Source organism: Cryobacterium sp. BB307, assembly GCF_012274275.1.
Classification (GTDB): domain Bacteria; phylum Actinomycetota; class Actinomycetes; order Actinomycetales; family Microbacteriaceae; genus Terrimesophilobacter.
Window position 1 is genome coordinate 1,110,642 of the sequence record NZ_JAANZA010000001.1, and the last position, 19,288, is coordinate 1,129,929.

17 protein-coding genes are annotated in these 19,288 nt (G+C 67.8%); 10 read left to right on the forward strand and 7 right to left on the reverse strand.

Annotated features, from left to right (window positions below):
- The first annotated feature begins 1 nt into the window (after position 1).
- From HGK58_RS05465 to HGK58_RS05480, 4 genes are all read left to right on the forward strand, one after another.
- A complete protein-coding gene (locus tag HGK58_RS05465; protein ID WP_168626476.1) occupies positions 2-997 on the forward strand; it encodes a stage II sporulation protein M in 996 nt (331 codons plus the stop codon).
- 45 nt (positions 998-1,042) lie between these two features.
- Positions 1,043-1,471: a Fur family transcriptional regulator gene (locus HGK58_RS05470; RefSeq protein WP_168626477.1), complete on the forward strand. Its 429-nt coding sequence runs from the start codon at positions 1,043-1,045 to the stop codon at positions 1,469-1,471.
- 37 nt (positions 1,472-1,508) lie between these two features.
- The gene (locus tag HGK58_RS05475; RefSeq protein WP_168626478.1) at positions 1,509-3,002 is read left to right on the forward strand and encodes a catalase; all 1,494 of its coding nucleotides are present in this window, start codon (positions 1,509-1,511) and stop codon (positions 3,000-3,002) included.
- Between the two features lie 135 nt (positions 3,003-3,137).
- Positions 3,138-4,193: a DNA polymerase IV gene (locus HGK58_RS05480; protein WP_168626911.1), complete on the forward strand. Its 1,056-nt coding sequence runs from the start codon at positions 3,138-3,140 to the stop codon at positions 4,191-4,193.
- 20 nt (positions 4,194-4,213) lie between these two features.
- On the opposite strand, the gene HGK58_RS05485 is transcribed toward HGK58_RS05480, so the two are convergent.
- Positions 4,214-4,843 (reverse strand): potassium channel family protein, encoded by a 630-nt coding sequence (locus HGK58_RS05485; protein WP_168626479.1) that lies wholly within the window; start codon positions 4,841-4,843, stop codon positions 4,214-4,216.
- A 111-nt stretch (positions 4,844-4,954) separates the two neighbouring features.
- On the opposite strand from HGK58_RS05485, the gene HGK58_RS05490 reads away from it, so the two are divergent.
- Positions 4,955-6,799, forward strand: a complete 1,845-nt coding sequence (locus HGK58_RS05490; protein ID WP_168626480.1) for a glycoside hydrolase family 15 protein — start codon at positions 4,955-4,957, stop codon at positions 6,797-6,799.
- A gap of 7 nt (positions 6,800-6,806) precedes the next feature.
- Here the strand turns inward: HGK58_RS05490 and HGK58_RS05495 are convergent, their stop codons facing one another.
- The 6 genes from HGK58_RS05495 to HGK58_RS05520 all read right to left on the reverse strand — a co-directional run bounded on the left by HGK58_RS05495 (position 6,807) and on the right by HGK58_RS05520 (position 13,621).
- Positions 6,807-8,207, reverse strand: coding sequence for an MFS transporter (locus HGK58_RS05495; RefSeq protein ID WP_168626481.1), 1,401 nt, complete (start codon positions 8,205-8,207; stop codon positions 6,807-6,809).
- Between the two features lie 99 nt (positions 8,208-8,306).
- A complete protein-coding gene (locus HGK58_RS05500; protein ID WP_168626482.1) occupies positions 8,307-9,617 on the reverse strand; it encodes a DUF58 domain-containing protein in 1,311 nt (436 codons plus the stop codon).
- Entirely contained in the window at positions 9,617-10,570 is a 954-nt protein-coding gene (locus tag HGK58_RS05505) for a MoxR family ATPase (RefSeq protein WP_168626483.1), read from the reverse strand. Before HGK58_RS05505 ends, HGK58_RS05500 begins: the two co-directional genes overlap by 1 nt.
- Positions 10,567-11,793, reverse strand: a complete 1,227-nt coding sequence (locus tag HGK58_RS05510) for a DUF4350 domain-containing protein (protein WP_168626484.1) — start codon at positions 11,791-11,793, stop codon at positions 10,567-10,569. The genes HGK58_RS05505 and HGK58_RS05510 overlap by 4 nt, the downstream gene beginning before the upstream one ends.
- Entirely contained in the window at positions 11,790-12,443 is a 654-nt protein-coding gene (locus HGK58_RS05515; RefSeq protein WP_168626912.1) for a DUF4129 domain-containing protein, read from the reverse strand. Before HGK58_RS05515 ends, HGK58_RS05510 begins: the two co-directional genes overlap by 4 nt.
- Complete coding sequence (locus tag HGK58_RS05520) at positions 12,443-13,621, reverse strand: glycerophosphoryl diester phosphodiesterase membrane domain-containing protein (RefSeq protein WP_168626485.1); 1,179 nt, start codon at positions 13,619-13,621, stop codon at positions 12,443-12,445. Before HGK58_RS05520 ends, HGK58_RS05515 begins: the two co-directional genes overlap by 1 nt.
- 147 nt (positions 13,622-13,768) lie before the next feature.
- Between HGK58_RS05520 and mtrA the strand changes: the two genes are divergently transcribed.
- From mtrA to raiA, 5 genes are all read left to right on the forward strand, one after another.
- Positions 13,769-14,449, forward strand: coding sequence for an MtrAB system response regulator MtrA (gene mtrA, locus HGK58_RS05525; RefSeq protein WP_168626486.1), 681 nt, complete (start codon positions 13,769-13,771; stop codon positions 14,447-14,449).
- Positions 14,430-16,058: an MtrAB system histidine kinase MtrB gene (mtrB, locus tag HGK58_RS05530; protein ID WP_349236140.1), complete on the forward strand. Its 1,629-nt coding sequence runs from the start codon at positions 14,430-14,432 to the stop codon at positions 16,056-16,058. The genes mtrA and mtrB overlap by 20 nt, the downstream gene beginning before the upstream one ends.
- The gene (locus tag HGK58_RS05535; protein WP_168626487.1) at positions 16,058-17,761 is read left to right on the forward strand and encodes an LpqB family beta-propeller domain-containing protein; all 1,704 of its coding nucleotides are present in this window, start codon (positions 16,058-16,060) and stop codon (positions 17,759-17,761) included. Before mtrB ends, HGK58_RS05535 begins: the two co-directional genes overlap by 1 nt.
- Positions 17,762-17,828: 67 nt before the next feature.
- A complete protein-coding gene (locus HGK58_RS05540; RefSeq protein ID WP_168626488.1) occupies positions 17,829-18,488 on the forward strand; it encodes a phosphoribosyltransferase family protein in 660 nt (219 codons plus the stop codon).
- Between the two features lie 116 nt (positions 18,489-18,604).
- On the forward strand, positions 18,605-19,285 hold the full coding sequence (raiA, locus tag HGK58_RS05545) for a ribosome-associated translation inhibitor RaiA (RefSeq protein WP_168626489.1): 681 nt from the start codon (positions 18,605-18,607) through the stop codon (positions 19,283-19,285).
- Positions 19,286-19,288 lie beyond the last annotated feature (3 nt).

The window sequence follows — 19,288 nt, forward strand, 5'->3', positions numbered from 1 at the left end:
GATGGACCTCGACGCCTACTCCGCCGCCCGCCGCGATGAATGGGACGAGCTTGCCCGCTTGGGGAGCAAGCGCAGGTTCAACGGCGCCGAAGCCGACGAACTCATCGACCGCTACCAGGCGGCGGCTAGCGACCTCTCGGTGATCAAGACCACCGTCGGGCAGTCGATCCAGGGCGACCGGCTGTCGGTCGCCATCCATCGGGCCAGGCTGCGCTTCACCGGTGCGAAGTCGAACCCGATGAGCCGGATCCCGCTGTTCTTCGGCGCGCAGCTGCCCGCGGCACTGTACCGGATCCGCTGGCTGTCGCTGTGGGTCACCGTGATCTGGATCGCGGTCGCCACCCTGTTCGCGTTCTGGGCGGCGCAGACCCCCGGGGTGCTCGCCAACTTCGGCAGCGACGAGCTGCGCAGGCAGTACGCCGAGGACGACTTCGTGAACTACTACTCCGAGCACGGCATGGCCGAGTTCGGCGCGCTCGTCTGGACCAACAACGCCTGGATCGCAATACAGTGCGTCGCCTTCGGCATCCTGGGCGTCTGGGCTCCCTGGATCCTGATGCAGAACGCGACCGGCGTCGGCGGTGCGGCAGCCGTCTTGGCGGAGCAGGGCCACCTCGACACGTTCTTCCTCTTCATCCTCCCGCACGGGCAGCTCGAGCTGTACTCGATCTTCGTCGCGGGCGCCGCCGGCCTGCGCATCTTCTGGTCCTGGGTCGCCCCCGGTGCGCGCACGCGCGGGCAGGCGCTCGCCGAGGACGGTCGCGCGCTCATCACGGTCGCCGTCGGACTGACCCTCTCGCTGCTGCTCTCCGGCATCATCGAGGGGTTCGTCACGCGGCAGGACTGGCCATGGGCGATCAAGATCGGAATCGGCACGCTCGCCCTCGCTGCCTTCCTCTACTACCAGTGGATTCTCGGGCGCCGCGCCGCGCAGGCGGGGGAGACCGGCGACCTGGTCGAGTTCGAGAGCGGAGCCAAGCGGATCATCGCCGCTTGACATGAATAACTAGCTTTTTATAGTTATTCACGATAAGGTGGGTGCATGCCCACCGCCCTCGATCAGGAACTCCGTGACGCCGGTTTGCGCGTCACGAGCGGTCGGGTCGCGCTGCTCGAGTCACTCGACCACCTTCCGCACTCCGACGCGGAGACGCTGTTCCGGGCGCTGAAGGAGCAACTTCCCGGTCTCTCGGTGCAGTCGGTGCACAACATCCTCGGTGATCTGACGACGGCGGGCATCATCCGCCGCATTCAGCCCGCGGGGTCGCCGGCGCGCTACGAGCGCCGGACCGGCGACAACCATCACCACGTCGTCTGCACCGGATGCGGTGCGATCAGCGACGTGGACTGTGTCGTCGGCGAGGCGCCGTGTCTTGTCCCGTCGCACACGCACGGCTTCGCCGTGCAGCAGGCGGAGGTCACCTTCTGGGGCCTGTGCGCCGAGTGCCAGGCTGCGACCGTCGCCTCCTAGGCATCCGAAATCTACCCAACCACCAACAAGGAGAAATATGACGGACTTCACCACGTCCCAAACCGGTGCCCCGGTCCCCAGCGACGCGCATTCGCTGACCACGGGACCGGATGGCATCACCGCCCTGCACGATCGCTTCTTGGTCGAGAAACTCGCGTCCTTCAACCGCGAGCGCGTGCCGGAGCGCAACCCGCACGCCAAGGGTGGCGGCGCGTTCGGTGAGTTCGAGGTGACGGAGGACGTCTCCGCCTACACCAAGGCGGCGGTGTTCCAGCCCGGCGCCAAGAGCGAGATGCTGCTGCGTTTCTCGTCCGTTGCCGGTGAGCAGGGTTCGCCCGACACCTGGCGCGACGTGCGCGGCTTCGCGCTGAAGTTCTACACCACCGAGGGAAACCTCGACATCGTTGGCAACAACACCCCGGTGTTCTTCATCCGCGACGGAATCAAGTTCCCCGACTTCATCCATTCGCAGAAGCGACTCGGCGCATCAGGCCTCCGGGACGCCGACATGCAGTGGGACTTCTGGACGCTCTCGCCCGAGTCCGCGCACCAGGTCACCTATCTGATGGGCGACCGCGGCCTGCCGCGCAGCTGGCGTCACGTGAACGGCTACAGCTCGCACACCTACCAATGGATCAACGAGGCGGGCGAGCGCTTCTGGGTGAAGTACCACTTCCTGTCCCGCCAGGGTGTCGAGGCCATGTCGCCGCAGGAGGCCGAGAAGCTGGCCGGCTCCGACGCCGACTACTATCGCCGCGACCTGTACGAGTCGATTCGCTCCGGCGACAACCCGGTCTGGGACGTGTACGTGCAGATCATGCCGTACGAGGAGGCGAAGACCTACCGCTTCAACCCGTTCGACATCACCAAAACGATCTCGAAGAAGGACTACCCGCGCGTCAAGGTCGGCCACTTCACGCTGAACCGCAACCCGCAGAACTTCTTCGCCGAGATCGAGCAGGCCGCGTTCGCGCCGTCGAACCTGGTGCCTGGCACCGACCTCAGCCCGGACAAGATGCTCATGGCCCGCGTATTCGCCTACGCCGACGCGCAGCGCTACCGCATCGGCACAAACTACAACCAGCTGCCGGTGAACCAGCCGCACGCCGCCGAGGTGAAGAACTACCAGCACGAGGGCAACATGCGGTACTTCTACAACGACGCATCCACCCCGGTGTACACGCCGAACTCGCTCGGCGGGCCCGAGGCCGACGCCGCGCGCGCCGGTGAGGGTGGCTGGGAGACGGATGGCGCGCTCACCCGCGCCGCCGCCACCCTGCACGCCGAGGACGACGACTTCGGCCAGGCGGGCACCCTCTACCGCGAGGTGTTCGACGACGGCGAACGTGCCCGCTTCCTCGAGGTGCTCACGGGTCAGCTGCACTCTCTGACCCGCCCCGAGGTGATCGAGCGCTTCTTCTGGTACTGGACGAACGTCGACGCCGAGCTGGGTGCCGCGCTGCGCGCCGCGCAGGGCGGGGCCGACAGCACGCCGATCCAGGCCGCAGAGCCGGTCGGCGTCGACGAGTAACCGACCCACGCACAGGGCCGCATCCGACACCGGATGCGGCCCTTTCGCCTTCCCGGGAGACCGGCGAGACAGCTGGTTGCCCTTTTCGGCGTCGCAGGCGAGGCGGAGACTGGTCTCGTGGACCTGACCCCGTGGGTGCTGCACGTCGACCTCGACCAGTTCATCGCCGCCGTCGAGGTGCTGCGGCGCCCCGAGCTGGCGGGCAAGCCGCTGATCATCGGCGGGCGAGGCGACCCGACCGAACGCGCGGTGGTCTCTACAGCGTCCTACGAGGCGCGCGAGTTCGGTGTCGGATCCGGGATGCCGCTGCGCATCGCCGCGCGCAAAGTGCCGGATGCGGTGATCCTGCCCGTCGATGCCGAGGCATACCTCGCGAAATCCGACGAGGTGATGACAATTCTGCGGGCACAGCCGGGCGCGCGCGTTCAGGTGCTCGGCTGGGACGAGGCGTTCGTGGGCATCCTGACGGCGAACCCGGAGTCGGTCGCGCGCCAGCTGCAGCAGGCAGTGCTCGGCGGCACCGGCCTGCACTGCAGCGTCGGCATCGGCGACACACTCATCCGGGCCAAGGTCGCGACCGGGTTCGGGAAGCCGCGTGGCGTGTTCCGCCTCACCGCCGAGAACTGGTTTGCGGTGATGGGGGATCGGCCCACCGTCGCGCTGTGGGGCGTCGGCACGAAGATCGCCCGCCGCCTGGCGGGCTGTGGCATCACCACGGTCGCCGAGCTGGCCACCGCCGACCCGGACATCCTCGCCGCCGAGTTCGGCCCGCGGATGGGACCGTGGTTCGCGCAGCTCGGGCGCGGCGACGGCACCCGGATCGTCGACGACACGCCCTGGGTGGCGCGCGGCCACAGTCGGGAGACGACGTTCCAGCAGGACCTCACGGACCCGGCGCAGGTCGAGGAGGCTGTGCGCGAACTGGTCGACCGGGTGCTGGAAGACGTGTCGGCGGAGGGTCGGCCGGTGATCGGGCTGACACTCAAGGTGCGTTATGCGCCGTTCATGACCAAGACCTTCGCCAAGAAGATCCCGCCGGTCACCGAGCGGGAGGTCGTGCTCGCCCGGGCGCTGGAGCTGGCCGCCAAGCGCGAGCCCGGACGGCCGATTCGGCTGCTGGGGCTGCGCGCCGAGATGCCGATGCCGGATGATGCGCGCGATGGCCACACTCCCACCCGCGGCGGCTGGTGACCCGCCGGCGACGGTGCAGCTTACCCGCCGCCGTGCCTGCTGCGAACCCGGTCGATGAGCCACGACGACAGCGTCGCCGCCACGGTGCCGAGCAACGCCAGCCCGCCGAACATCAGCCCAACGGCCACCCACCGCCCCGCCGCGGTGACGGGAAAGTAATCGCCGTACCCGACCGAGGTGACGGTGACCGCAACCCACCACGCGGCATCCGCGAACTCGGTGATGTTGGCCCCCGGCGCGTTCTGCTCGGCGTCCAGGACGGCCAGTGCACCCATGAAGATCAGCAGGACGGATGTCGCCACTGCGTAGATCGCCAACCGTCCCCTGACCGCGGTCCCCGTCTCGGCGCGCAGCGACGGAACCAGGCGCAGCAGCCGCAACAGCAAAAGCGGACGCAGAATCGGCACCATCACCGCAGCCAGGTTGACCAGGTGGGTGCGAAACCACTCGCCGCGAGCCTCGGCCAGCACGATGCACACGACGTACTCGACAGCGAATATCAGCCAGATCGCGGCGAGGACCAGACGCGGTACCGCATCGTCCGGTGCCTGGACATTCGCGATCACCACCCAGGCATAGACGACGGTGAAGACCACGGCGGCGGCGACCATCGGCCACTGCGTCAGCTGCTGCCAGCGACTGAGCACCATGGGACGACTATAAGTCGGTCCCCGGGCATCATCCGGCAGGTTCATCCGGTCAGGATGATTGGCGTTCAAAACGCCCACCTCACAATCGGGAGGTAGAGGGAGGAGACTCACATGAAAGACGGCTACCCGCTCATCGAGGACCACGGACTCATCGGAGACCTCCAGACCTCGGCTCTCGTGTCGACGGATGGTTCCATCGACTGGTTCTGCGCACCGCGATTCGATTCGCCGAGCGTGTTCGGGGCGCTCCTCGACCGGGAGAAAGGTGGGTTCTGTCGCATCCGGCCGACCGAGGAGGCGTTCACCACCAAGCAGCTCTACTTTCCGGACACTGCGATTCTGGTTACCCGATTCCTGACAGAGGACGGTGTCGGCGAGGTCGTCGACTTCATGCCGGTCACGAGTTCGCAGGTACCGTCCGATCAGCACCGGATCGTGCGCATGTTGCGGTGCATCCGGGGACACATGACCTATGAGCTCGATCTCGCGCCGCGGTTTGACTACGGCCGCGACAAGCACCAGACGCAGCTCAGTGAAAGCGGGGCCGTCTTTCGTGGCGAGCGGACGTCGATGGCTGTCAGCATTGTGCGGGAAACCGACGACGAGCCGCTGGGTCAGGGCATGGTCGACGAGGTCGGAGATGTGCACGCGCGAGTGACCTTGGCCGCGGGTGAGATGCGCGGGATGATCCTCGACGTCGGGTCCACCGAGGCTCGGCAGACGAGTGTCGGCGATGTGTGGAGTCTCTTCAACACCACCGCCCGGTTCTGGACGAACTGGCTCGAGCGGTCCACCTACACGGGCCGCTGGCGCGAGATGGTGAATCGTTCGGCGATAACGCTGAAGCTCATGACCTACGCGCCCAGCGGAGGACTCGTCGCCGCCCCCACTGCTGCGTTGCCGGAGCAGATTGGCGGCGAGCGCAACTGGGACTATCGATTCACTTGGGTTCGGGATGCGTCGTTCTCGGTGTACGCCCTGCTCGCACTCGGCTTCATGGAGGAAGCGCGCGCCTTCGGCGTCTGGCTGCGGGAACGGGTCACCGACGCGCGAGCGGATGGTGGGACCCCGTTGCAGATCATGTACCGCATCGATGGCTCGAGCGAGCTGAGCGAGGAGAGCCTCGACCATTGGGAGGGCTACCGGGGCTCATTCCCGGTGCGGATCGGCAACGGCGCAGCCGACCAGCTGCAGCTCGACATCTACGGCGAGATGATGGACAGCCTGTATGCGGCGGACCAACGCGGCTTCCAGATGAACTACGTCGGCTGGCTGAAGGTGTGCGAGGTGCTCGACTGGCTCGTGGATCACTGGGACCAGCCGGAGGAGGGCATCTGGGAGACCCGCGGCGGTCGGCAGGATTTCACCTACGGCCGGCTGATGTGCTGGGTGGCCTTCGACCGAGGCATCCGCCTCGCGACGAAACATGGGCGACCGGCCTCCCTCGACAGGTGGATGGCAGCGAGGGACGCGGTATTCAACCAGATCATGGAGAAGGGCTGGAACGTTCAGCGGCAGGCGTTCGTGCAGCACTACGAGACCGACGTGCTCGATGCGTCGCTGCTGCGGATGGCGGCGCTCGGCTTCATCAGCCACACCGACCCGATGTGGCAGTCCACCCTGGAAGCGATGGATGGGGAACTCGTCACCGACAGCCTCGTCTACCGGTACGACCCCGAGGCGTCGCCCGATGGGCTGCGTGGTTCAGAGGGCACCTTCTCGCTGTGCACCTTCACCTACGTCGAGGCGCTGGCGGGGGCCGGGCAGCTGGACAAGGCACGGGTCACCTTCGAGAAGATGCTGACCTACGCCAATCACCTCGGCCTGTATTCAGAAGAGATCGCGCTGACTGGTGAGCAGATCGGCAACTTCCCGCAGGCGTTCACGCATCTGGCGTTGATCAACGCGGCCATCACGCTGGACGGCAAGCTGACCAAGCGGGCCGAGCGCCGCTGATCTGCGTTCACCTCGCCGGTTCCTCGACCGGCGAGGTGATCTTGCGCGGTAGGAAGGCCGCCGCGGCAAGGCCGACGACGCCGATTCCGGCGAGCACGAACGTGGCAATCGCATAGTTCTGGCCAGGAGTAGAAGCGATGCCCGCAACGAGGATCGTGCCGGCGATCGCCGTGCCGAGCGATGACCCGAGGTTGGAGACGCTTCGGGAAAGGCCGGAGATCTCGCCCTGCTTGGACTCGGGGAAGCTCGACTGCACGACATTCACCGAGGGCGTGAGCATCAAGCCCACGCCCACCCCGGTGAGCAGGAGCCCTGGCACGAACGCCCACGGGGTCTGGGTGTTGCGCACGAACAGGACCTCGAAGATCATGCCAACGGTTGTCAGGGCGAAACCGGACATGATCAGCGTCCGCTGCGCGAACCTTTTCGACAACGGGCCCGCGCCGAGGGACGATGCCAGCAGCCCGACGGTCGCAGCGGTGAAGATGATGCCCGTCTCGATGGCGTTGTAGCCCCGCACCACCTGCAGGAAGCTGGCCACGATGAATGAGAACCCCAGCAGCATCAGCCATTGCGCGTTCTGGGTGATCAGGCCGAGGTTCGACGTCTTGTTGCGGAACAGGCTCGTCGACAGCAGTGGTTCCTGCCCGGTGCGTTCCTTCGCCCGCACCGAGAGGAAGAAGCCCACCAGCACCAGCACGCCCGAGCCGATCAGGACCACCATCAACATGAGGCTGTTGTCTGTGGCAAGGATGCCCAAGACGATCAGGATGAGGCCCCCGGCCGAGAGAATGGCGCCCAGCAGGTCGAACTTCCGGGTTGGATCGGCGGGGAGGGGATCTTTGATCTTTCGGCTGAGCAGCACGATCGCCACGATGATCAGGGCCTGGAAGACGAACGCGGCACGCCAGCTGATCGCCGAGGTGATCAGCCCACCGATCAGCGGCCCGGCGGCCGAGCCGATGCCTCCCATCGCGCTGATCGCGCCGAACGCGCGGGCACGGGAGCCGAGGTCGTGGAAAAGGAGGGTCGTCAGGATGTAGACCGGCGGGATGAGCAGAGCAGTGCCGATTCCCTCGAGGATCGAGTTCCCCAAGATGAGCACGGGAAGCCCGGGTGCGACCGCACTGATCAGTGCGCCGACGCCGTAGATGACCAGCCCCAGCATGAAGAGGCGCTTTCTGCCGTACTTGTCGGTGAGCTTGCCGCCGGGGATCATCAGCGCTGCCATGACCAACAGGAAGATGGTGATCGCGACCTGGATGCCCTGCACCGTGGTGTTCAGGTCCTCGCTCATGTCGTTGATCATCACGTTCATGTTCGAGCCGGCGAAGCTGCAGATGAATTGCGCTAGTGCGAGCGGGAGCAGCACCCCTCGAGCCTGAGTCCTGGTCATCTGCTCGGTCATGTTCGCATCCCGTCGCTGGGTGGACCGCTGCCGTCGCTGAACACCCGGCGGAGCAGGCGCTTAGGGTAACTCGCCTTCCCTAAAACACCATGCTGGAGATCAGAGCCGGCCGGCGGCCTTCAGCGCGATGTACCGATCGGCGAGGGTGGGCGGCAGGTCGGCAGGGGCGCCGGTGACCACCTCAGCGCCCAGCTGCCGGATGGCGGCAGAAACGCGCGCGCTGTCCAGCAGGGCGCGCTCGGCGGCCGCCGCCCGATACACCTCGTCGCGACTGCCGCGCTCACGGCTCGCGTCGAGCACCGAGGGGTCGGTCACCGACGACACCACCACGGTGTGCCGCTGAGTCAACTGCGGCAGCACGCTGAGCAGGCCGCGTGATGAGCCAGCCGTGTCGATCGACGTCGCGAGCACGACAAGCGCGTGATGGCTGGTCACCGAGCGCACCAGGCCGGGCACGGCGGCCCAGTCCAGCTCGTACAGCTGCGGGTCGATCGGCGCCATGGTGTTCACCATGCGGGACAGCAGCTCCGGCCCGCTCGCGCCCTGCACCCGTCCGCGCACCAGTCGGTCGTAGATCACCAGGTCGACGCGGTCGCCCGCGCGGGTCGCCAACGCCGCGAGCAGCAGCGCCGACTCGAACGCGGTGTCAATCCGCGGTTCGCCGGCGATGCGCGCGGCCGATGTGCGCCCGCTGTCGATCACGATCACGACGCGGCGGTCCCGCTCCGGCCGCCAGGTGCGCACCATGAGCTTCTGGGCGCCGCTCGGGTCGGTGGCGCGGGCGGTCGCGCGCCAGTCGATCGACCGCACGTCGTCGCCGCGCACATACTCGCGCAGGCTGTCGAACTCCGTGCCTTGCCCGCGGATCATCACGCTCGTGCGCCCGTCCAGTTCCCGCAGCTTCGCGAGCCGCGACGGCAGGTGCTTGCGCGAGTTGAATGGCGGCAGCACCCGGATGGCGCCCGGCTCGGCGATGGTCGCCTGTCGGGCCGCGATCCGCAGCGGGCCGAACGAACGCACCGTGACATGGGCCGCGCGACGCTCGCCGCGGCGGACGGGCGTGAGCTGGGTGATGATCGCCCGCCGCTCGCCTGCCGGGAGGTCGATGTCCTGCCGGGTCGGGTGTGCTCCGGCCGACGGCTGCCAGGCGTCCCTGACCTGGCCGCGGACGCCGCGGCGACCGTCGTTGCGCAGGTACAGCGTGGACTGCACCGTCTCGCCGAGCCGCACGCGCGCCGGCAGGTCGCGAGACAGGTTCAGAGCACGCGGCGATCCGGCCAGGGCGAGGTCGACGGCCGCGAGCACGAGGACGAAACCGACCCAGGCCGGCAGCATCCATTCGCTGCCGGTCAGAATGATCGGCACCACCCCGAAGCCGAGGAGCGCAACGAACCAGCCGGAAATCGCCACTAGATCGGAACCTGCACCTGCTGCATGACCGACCGGAGGATCGTGTCGGGCGAGATGCCTTCCAACTCGGCCTCGGGGCGGAGCTGGATGCGGTGCCGCCAGGTCGGCAGCGCCATCGCCTGCACGTGGTCGGGGGTGACGCCGTCGGAGTCGCTCAGCCAGGCCCACGCCTTGGCGACGTTCAGCAGCGCGGTGGTGCCGCGCGGGCTGACCCCAAGCTTGACCGACGGGCTCTGCCGGGTTCCGCGGGCGAGGTCGACGATGTAGCCGATGACATCCTGGCTCACGCTCACCGTGGCGACGGATGCGCGTGCCTCGGCCAGCTCGGACGGCCCGAGCACCGGGGTGACGCCAGCCGCCGCGAGGTCGCGCGGGTTGAATCCGGCGGCGCTGCGGTCGAGGATCTGCAGCTCGTCGTCACGTTCGGGCAGGTTCAGGACCAGTTTGAGCAGGAAGCGGTCCAACTGTGCTTCCGGCAGCTGGTAGGTGCCTTCGTACTCGATCGGGTTCTGCGTCGCCGCGACCATGAACGGCTCTGGCAGCGGGCGGCTCACGCCGTCGACCGACACCTGACGCTCCTCCATGGCCTCGAGCAACGCCGACTGGGTCTTCGGCGGGGTGCGGTTGATCTCATCCGCGAGCATGATGTTGGTGAACACCGGCCCCTCGCGGAACTCGAACTCACCGGCCTTGCCGTCGTAGACCAACGAGCCGGTGACATCACCTGGCATCAGGTCGGGAGTGAACTGCACGCGCTTGGTGTCGAGCCGCAGCGATCGGCTGAGCGTACGCACGAGCAGCGTCTTGGCGACGCCAGGCACACCCTCGAGCAGCACGTGCCCGCCAGCGAGCAGGGCGATGAGCAGGCCGGTCACCGCTCCGCCCTGGCCCACGACGGCCTTGCCGACCTCGGTGCGCACTGCCGCGAACTGCGCGCGAAGTTCGTTCGTCATCTGGTTGTCTCCTCGGTGCTCTCGGAAAAGGGTGTCTCGGTCGTAGTGGCGCGACTCGTCGGGTCGACCGCGTGCGCGACCCGACGCTCGAGCTGAAGCAGTGCGTCGGACAGCGCGACCAGCTCGCGATCGCTGCTCGGCACGTCGCCGAGCAGCAGCGCGTGCACCCGACCGCGGTCGGTGCCGGTGATCGAGGATGCCGTGGCAGTGACCTCCTCGACGGTCGCCAGTCGGGGCAGGCCGCACAGTCGGGCGATGCGGTCGACGGTGCCGATCCGGAGCGTGTCGATCGCGTGCGTACGCGCCGACGAACTCTGGTACAGCCGCGCCCTGCCCTCCATCGTCTCGCTAGCCCTGACGGTGACCGGCAGGTTCTCGACGACGAGCGGACCGAAGCGACGACCGCGCCAGATGGCCGCGGCGATGAACGCGAGCAACAGCGTGACGAGCGCCGCCGACACCCACACCGGGGTCAGCTCACCGACGGTCGGCGCGCCGGGCACGAGGGAGTCCTCGATGGACGGCTCGTACCAGATCAGGTCGTCCGCCCCGCCCAGCAGGTTCAGCGCGAGCGCGGCGTTGCCCTCCTCGGCGACGCGCTCGTTGCTGAAAGCGTCCCAGGTGCCGATCACGGTGAGCAGGTAGCCGTCGCGCTGCAACTGGATGAGCGAGAACACGTCATCGCCGCTGTCCAGGCACTCAATGGCATCCGGTGCATCGCCGACCAGCCGGTAGCCAGTACCGTCGCCGAGCACGCTCTGGGCGCGATCCACCGCGCCCACCGCGCAGTCGGCGTCGAGCACTCCGCTGACGCTGCCCGCCAGCGCGATCTCCGGCGCGAAGCCGTCGAGCAGCCCGAAGCCCGGGGACATCAGCACAAGGTGCCCGGCGTCGGCCGCGATGTCGTCGAGCTGGCTTCCCACCAGGGTGTCGTCGGCGTCGACGATGAAGATGGTCGGTTCGTCGGCGCCGGATGCCGCATCCGAGGTCTCACCCAGGCTTCCGGTCGGTGTGACCGTCACCCCCTGATCGGCGAGCACCTCGGCGACGGCCATCGCACCGACCGGCGCTGCGTTGGTGGGCGACAGCGGATCGCCGGTGACCGACCCGGCACGCGTGATCAGCAGGGTGACGAGCACGACCAACAGTGCGATGCTGGCCATGCCGATCCAGAATGAGTGACGCCTGGCGGCAGCTCGCGCTGTCGGCGTCAGGACCGTCACTGCAGGGCTCCCTCGGCCAGGCGGGGGCGGGCGGCCTGCAGGTCGCCGTCAAGCTCCGCGATGGATCGGTACTGGGCTTCGGCTCCCGGATGTCCGAGGTAGCGGACATCGTCGAAGGAAGCGGCGGCCGACTCCAGCCGTTCGGCGTATTCAGGGAAGGAGGCAGCCGCGCCGGCCGCGAAGCCGTGCGCGGTTGTCCCCGGGCTGGTGCCGAAAATGGTGCGCTCGGCGAGAGCGCGGGCAAGGCCACGGAACCGTTCCGCGATCGCCGTGGACCAGTCGCCGCGGGCGGCGGCCGCCGCGGCGTCCTTGCGCAGTTGGTCGGCGGACCGGGTCTCGTCCTCACCGAAGAGGGCACCGGTGACCGCGCTGCGCCGGTTCAGCCGCGCCCGCCCGAAGACGAAGAAGGCAGCGACCAGCAGTGCCGCGATGACGGCCGCGGCGATGAGCAGGACCGGCCACTCGAACGCGCCCCCGCCGGTGAGGTCGAGCGAGGTCAGCCAGTCGACGAAGGCAGCCGAAAGCAAGTCGAACCAGGTCGGCTGGGCGGCCTGGTATTGCGGCTCGGAGAGTTCATTCAGTACCCAGTCGCGCGCCTGATCGGCATCCGGAATCACGGGCACGTCGGCGCGGAGCAGCCATCCGTGCATCAGATCCAAGGCGACCCTTCAGCCGGCGGTACCGGTGCTGCTGCGGCCGATTGGCGCCGGTACGGATCCGGCTGCTCGGCACCTCCCGCCTGGCGCTGCTCGATGAACCGGATCAGCTCGAGGTCGAGCCCCTCCTTGCGGATGCGCAGGTCGACGTACAGCAGCGCGGGCGTCGCGGCCTGCACGACGGCGGCGAGCGCCCCGAGCGCGACCGTGACCAGCAGGCTGACAACCGTGACGACCACCGCGACGGTGATCGCGGTTTGGCTGTTCGACCCTGTCGGGTCGATCAACGCCAACAGGATGCCGCCGACGAACCCGATCGGAGTCGAGACGATCTGCACCGCGGTATTCACGATGAAGGCGACCAGGAGCAGGATGCCGAACGTCCGCCAGAAGTATCCGCGCGTCAGCGACCAGGATCTCGCGACGGCGCCCCGGATGCTGGTGCGCTCCAGCATGAGCGCGCTGGGCACCAGGGCCAGCTTGGTGCTCAGCCACGCCCAGAGCACTGCGGTGCCGATCGACCCGAGGACGCCGACCAGAACGCCCAAACCGGCCCCGACGTCACCGAGTGTGGCGGCGAGCAGCACGATCACCAGGATCAGCAGGCCGACTCCGATGATGATGGCCAGCGCGATGAGCATGCTCCAGCCGATCAGCGCGCCGATCCGGCCCTTGGCGAGACGCCACAACTGCCGCAGCCGCAGCTTCTCGCCGAGCGCGCCGCGCGCGACCTCGAGCACCAGGATGCCCTGCAGGACCGCGCCGCCGATGACGGAGAGCGCGGCCGTTGCGACACCGGCAAGGGCGATCGCCGCGAGGGAGCCCGCCAGGATGGTGTTCTCGTCCTCGGCCGCCGCTCGGTCAAGCCGGGCGAGAACACCGAACGTGACGAGTCCGACGATCAACGTCGTGACGATCGACATCACGCCGAAGATGATCAGCGACGTGCCGTAGGTGGCCTTCGGGTTGCGGCGCAGCACCCTGAAGGATGCACCGAGGATCGCGCCGAGGTCGAGCGGCCGCAACGGGATCAGACCCGGCTTCGGCGGCGGAGTCCAGGTGGGCGGCGCCGAGGGGGGTGGTGGCTGCTGGGACGGCGCTGCACCGAACGGTGACGGCGACGTGGCCTCCGGCTTCCACTCCGGTGGCTGCCAGTTCTGCTCGTCCGCCATTCATCGTCCCCTCAGCCGGGCACAGCGCCCGGGATGCGTCACGCGATTATCGTTCCACACTCGACTACTGTTATGCGAAAGTTGGGCAACCCGGGTCCCATTCCTTTTGATTCAGGCCCGAGACCCCCTTAATGTAAGACAAGGATGATGACGGCTCGAATTCTGGTGGTCGACGACGACACCGCGCTTGCGGAGATGATCGGCATCGTCCTGCGCGCTGAGGGCTTCGATCCTGTCTTCTGCGGTGACGGCTCCCAGGCGCTCGCCGCGTTCCAGGCCTCCCGGCCGGAGCTCGTGCTGCTCGACCTCATGTTGCCGGGCAAGGACGGCATCGAGGTGTGTGCCGAGATCCGCGCCGAATCGGGCGTCCCGATCATCATGCTGACAGCCAAGTCGGACACGACTGATGTCGTGCGCGGGCTCGAGAGCGGAGCCGACGACTACGTTGTCAAGCCGTTCAACCCCAAGGAACTGGTCGCTCGCATCCGGACACGTCTCCGCCCGTCGCCGCAGGCCACCGTCGACACGTTGCAGGTCGGCGACCTGACCATCGACGTCGCCGGACACGAGGTGCGCCGCGGCGAGACGAAGATCAACCTGACCCCGCTCGAATTCGAGCTGCTGGTCGCGCTCGCGTCGAAGCCGCATCAGGTCTTCACCCGCGAGATGCTGCTCGAGCAGGTCTGGGGCTATCACTACAAGGCGGACACACGCCTCGTGAACGTGCACGTGCAGCGGTTGCGTGCCAAGGTCGAAGAGGACCCGGACAACCCCCGGATCGTCATGACCGTGCGCGGGGTGGGCTATCGTGCAGGCTCCAACGAATAGCGTCTCCGTTCGCCCGGTTCTCACGGATTGGCGCTCGTGGCCGCGGACGGTCGGCCGGATCTGGCGGCGCTCGCTGCAGTTCCGCACCGTCGCGATCGCCATCGTGCTCTCCGGCTTCGCGGTGACCATCGTTGGCTCCTACATGGCGGTCAGCATCGGCAACAACCTGTTCGACAGCCGGCTCGATCAGGTGCTCGCCGAATCACGCCGGGCAAGCGATCTTGCCCAGTCGATCTTCGACACCGACCTGGCAAGAGACACTGTCGACCTCGACCAGTTGAGCGGTGACGTCACGAGCACCATCCGGGGGTCGACGACCAGCCCCGGCAGCATCGGCGTCGCGATCATGCGGGTGCCTGGGCAGCAGACGCCGGTCACCTTGCAGCCGACCCAAAGCCAGGGATTCCCGGCGGAAACCATCACCCCTTCACTCCGGGAGTCCGTGGCTCAGGACACCACCGCAGAGCGGGTGTGGTGGCAGTCGGTGCAGCTGCCCGATGGCTCTCCGGGCATCGCCTCCGGGTCGCTGTTGACCGTTCCCAACGCGGGCTTCTACGAGCTGTACCTTGTCTATGACCTCGGAGACGCGCAGGAAACACTGACGTTCGTGCAGCAGACCCTGATCATCGGCTCGCTGGTGCTGGTCGCCCTCAGCGGACTGATCACCTACTTCGTCGTGCGCCTCGTGGTCGACCCGGTGAACACCGCCGCGGAGACGAGCGAGAAGCTCGCGGCCGGTCAACTGGAGGAGCGCATCCCGGTCAAGGGTGAGGACGTGCTCGCCACCCTCGCCCGATCGTTCAACGACATGGCCGACAGCCTGCAGACCCAGATCACCCGCCTGGCCGAGCTGTCCCGCGTGCAGCAGAGGTTCGTGTCGGATGTGTCGCACGAGCTCCGGACGCCGCTCACCACCATCCGCCTCGCGGGTGACGTGCTCTACGACCAGCGCGAGAACTTCCCCCCGACGACGGCGCGCACCGCCGAATTGCTGCACACCCAGGTGGAGCGGTTCGAGGTGCTGCTCGCCGACCTGCTGGAGGTCAGCCGGTACGACGCCGGCGCGATCGAACTCGACTTGGAGTCGACCAACCTGGTGCGGCTGGTCGAAGAGTCCATCGACTCGATGAGTCTTGTCGCTGGCGAGCACGGCAGCCAGTTGCGGCTCGTGGCGAGCGGAGGCTACTTCCCGGTCGACGTCGACGCCCGTCGGGTGCGCCGGATCATGCGCAACCTCATCGGCAACGCCATCGAGCACGGCGAGGGCAAACCGATCGTCGTCACCATCGACAGCAACGAGACCGCGGTGGCCATCACCGTCCAAGACCAGGGCGCCGGCATCGCCAAGGAGCACCTCTCGCAGGTGTTCAACCGGTTCTGGCGAGCCGACCCGTCGCGACAGCGCACCATCGGCGGCACCGGCCTTGGCCTTGCCATCTCGCTCGAGGACGCCATCGTGCATGGTGGCAGGCTTGAGGTGTGGTCCGAGCCGGATGCCGGGACCTGCTTCCGGCTCACCCTTCCGCGGGAAGTCGGCACCGATCCGGGTGAGTCGCCCGTCGACCTGCCGCCTGGCAGCCCGGTCGAGGCTTTGGAGGTGGACCAGTGATGACCCGATCGACGATCGCCCGTGCGCTGCTCGCGACCGGAGCATCCGGAGCCCTGCTCGTGCTCCTGGCCGCGTGCGTCGGCATTCCCACCCAGGGAAGCGTGCAGGCCGGACCGGTCGCGGAGGAAGCAGCAGACGACGGCATCGTCTTCAACCCGTTCGGGCCCACAGCGGGGGACGACCAGCTCGGGATCCTGCAGGGCTTCGTCGCCGCGTTCAATGGTCCGAAGGGGGATTACGAGGTGGCGCGGCAGTTCCTCGCCGAGGATGTGCGGAGCGAGTGGGATCCGCGGCAGAGCGTGCTCATCCGCAGCAACGCGCCGCCGGCGTTCCGGGTCGTCGACGCGACCAATATCGAGTTCACCTTCAACACGCACGCTCAACTCGACGAGCGCGGCTACTACACCGCGAATCCGTCCGCGCAGCAGACACTGACCTACGGCTTCGTGCAGGAGGGCGGCGAGTGGCGCATCGCCGAGGCACCGAACGGCATCGTGGTGCCCGAGAGCACCTTCACCCGCATCTTCAGCCCGCACTCCATCTACTTCTACGACCTCGACCTCCGCTACCTGGTGCCCGACCAGCGGTGGTACCCGGGCGGTACCACCGCCACGCGTATCGTCTCAGCGCTCCTGCAGGGGCCGCCGGACAGGTTGCGCGGCGCGGTCGTCTCGCAGTTCCCGGAGGGCACGCAACTCGAAGCGGGCAACACGGTAGCGGTCGACGAGAACACCGCCACCGTCCCGCTCTCGTCCGAGGCCGCGGCCGCGAGTGATCGGCAGCGGCAGCTCATGCGGCTGCAATTGAGCCAGAGCCTGTCGAGCGTCTCGGGGATCACGACCGTCGACATTACGATCGGGGGCGTTCACGTACCGGTGACGTCGCTGGGCGCCGACGTGCCAGAAGTGAACCCGACCGTCGACGCCCGCCCGCTGGTCCTCGTTGACGATCAGTTCGGGCACAGCTCGGGCAGCGAGCTGACCCCCATCCCCGCGCTCAGCGAGAAGGTGGTCGCGCTCGGCGCCACCGCAGCTACGCTCAATGCCGCCTCGATCGCGGCGGCGGTCAGGGGGGCGGACGGATCGGTGTACGTCGCGCGCACCGGTGAACTGCCCCCGGCAGTACTCGACTCACGGCCGGGCCTGGTTTCGCCGACGATGGATGACTACGGATACGTCTGGTCGGTTCCCGCCGACATCCCGAACGGCATGATCGCGTTCGACTTCACCGGTGGGGCGAATCCCGTCGCCAGTTCCCTGCCCGGCTCATCACGCGTTGTGTCGATCGACGTCTCGCGGGACGGCACGAGGCTGGCTACCCTCCTGCAGACCCCATCCGGGGCCCGTCTCATCGTCTCGGGCATCGTCCGCGATGCCGCCCGCGGGTTCGCGCCGACCGGGCTTGTGGCGGAGCCGCTGCTCGACGCCAACCTGGAGGCGGACGTCGCAATCGACGCCACGTGGGTCGACCAGCTCAATGTCGCGACGCTCGTCGTCGACGATGTGCAACACGAGGTGAACCTGCACGAGCTCGGCGGTGTGGCCACCGAACTCGGAAGGCCAGGGCCATCCGTCGCCATTGTCGGAGGCAACGGCCGACTCGGCATCCGCGTGCTCGGCGATGACGGTGTGCTCAGCGCACCACGCGGCAGCAGTTGGCAGCGCTCCCAGCTCACCGTCGAGTTCATCGCAACCCAGCGCTGACCCGGCTTCTGCACAACTGGCCGTCGAATTCGGTCGCGCCGTCGGTCGTCCCGAGTAGTGCTGGGGCATGCGTGCGAGCCTGCCTGCCCTCCGTGAAGCGGTGCTGGATGCCGTCGCTGTGCTGCTGCCAGTCGACTGCGCCGGATGTGGGGCGGCTGATCGCGCGCTGTGTTCCGGATGCCGGCGTGCGCTCGCCGCGGGCGACCACCGGCATCCGCTCGCCGACGGGACACCGGTGCACAGCGCGCTGCTCTACGAGGCGCAGGTGCGCACCGCCATCCTGGCGTTCAAGGAGCTGGGCAGAACTGACATCGCGCGAGCGCTTTCGGTGCCTTTGGCGCACACCCTTCACCGGGTGGCCGCCCGCACGGGCCCGGTGGAACTGGTGGTCGTGCCGACGACCCGCGCGGCGTGGCGACGGCGCGGCTACGATCCGGTGCCACTGCTTCTCGCCCAGGCGAGGCTGCACCCGGCGCGTGTGCTGCGACGCGTGCGTGCGACCGGCACCCAGAAGGCACTCGGCACCGAGGCGCGGAGTGCGAACCGCGCCGGGTCGCTGGCCGCTCGGGGCTCCCTGATGGGACGCCGATTCATCGCCGTCGACGATGTCATGACCACCGGCGCGACCCTCGACGAGGTCGTGCGCGCGGTCACCGAAGCTGGGGGCGAAGTAGTGGCCGGGGTGACCCTCGCCTACACTCCGAGGCTGTTCGCCCCTAGCAGTTGAACGCATCCGAAACACGTGGTGACTTCTTCAGATGAGAGGGCTACGGTGTGAGGACAGAAGGCGCGAATCGCCTGGTCACCCTGGGCGACGCGCAGTGGAGACAAGGGGAGGACGCAATGGACACTGCCATCAACGGGCTCGGCGCCGGGATCACGGATCGCTTCCGTGACTACGTCAACGAAAAGGCTGCAAAGGTCTCCCTTCTTGCCGAACGCGCTCTCGCGTTCGAGGTGAAGGTCTCCCGGCACAACGAGAAGAACGGCTCGAACGGCGACGATCGTGTCGAATTGACGCTCATCGGTCCTGGCCCGCTGGTGCGGGCAGAGGCCGCGGGCGCCGACAAGTACGTCGCGTTCGATCTGGCATTCGACAAGTTGATGGAACGAATCCGCCGGGCCAAGGACCGGCAGAAGGCTCACCGTGGTAAGCGTGGGCCGCGATCGTTGCGTGAGGCCAGCGCCACGGGCTTCACCGGAGTCGACGTGACTCCCGCGACGGCGGATGTGTTGGAGCAGGTGGCGACCGGCTCCGTCCCCGTTATGGAGGCGGAAGCGGAGGAAGAAGAGGACTGGAGCCCGGTCGTCATCCGGTCCAAGGTGTTCCCCGCGACCCCGATGACCGTCGACGACGCCCTGTACCGGATGGAGCTCGTCGGACACGACTTCTATCTCTTCATCGACGCGACATCCGACCGGCCCAGCGTCGTCTACCGGCGCAAGGGGTGGGACTACGGAGTGATCGGACTGGATCTGGAGAACACGAGCGCGGCGGCCGCGGGAGGCTCGCGCGGACGCTGACAG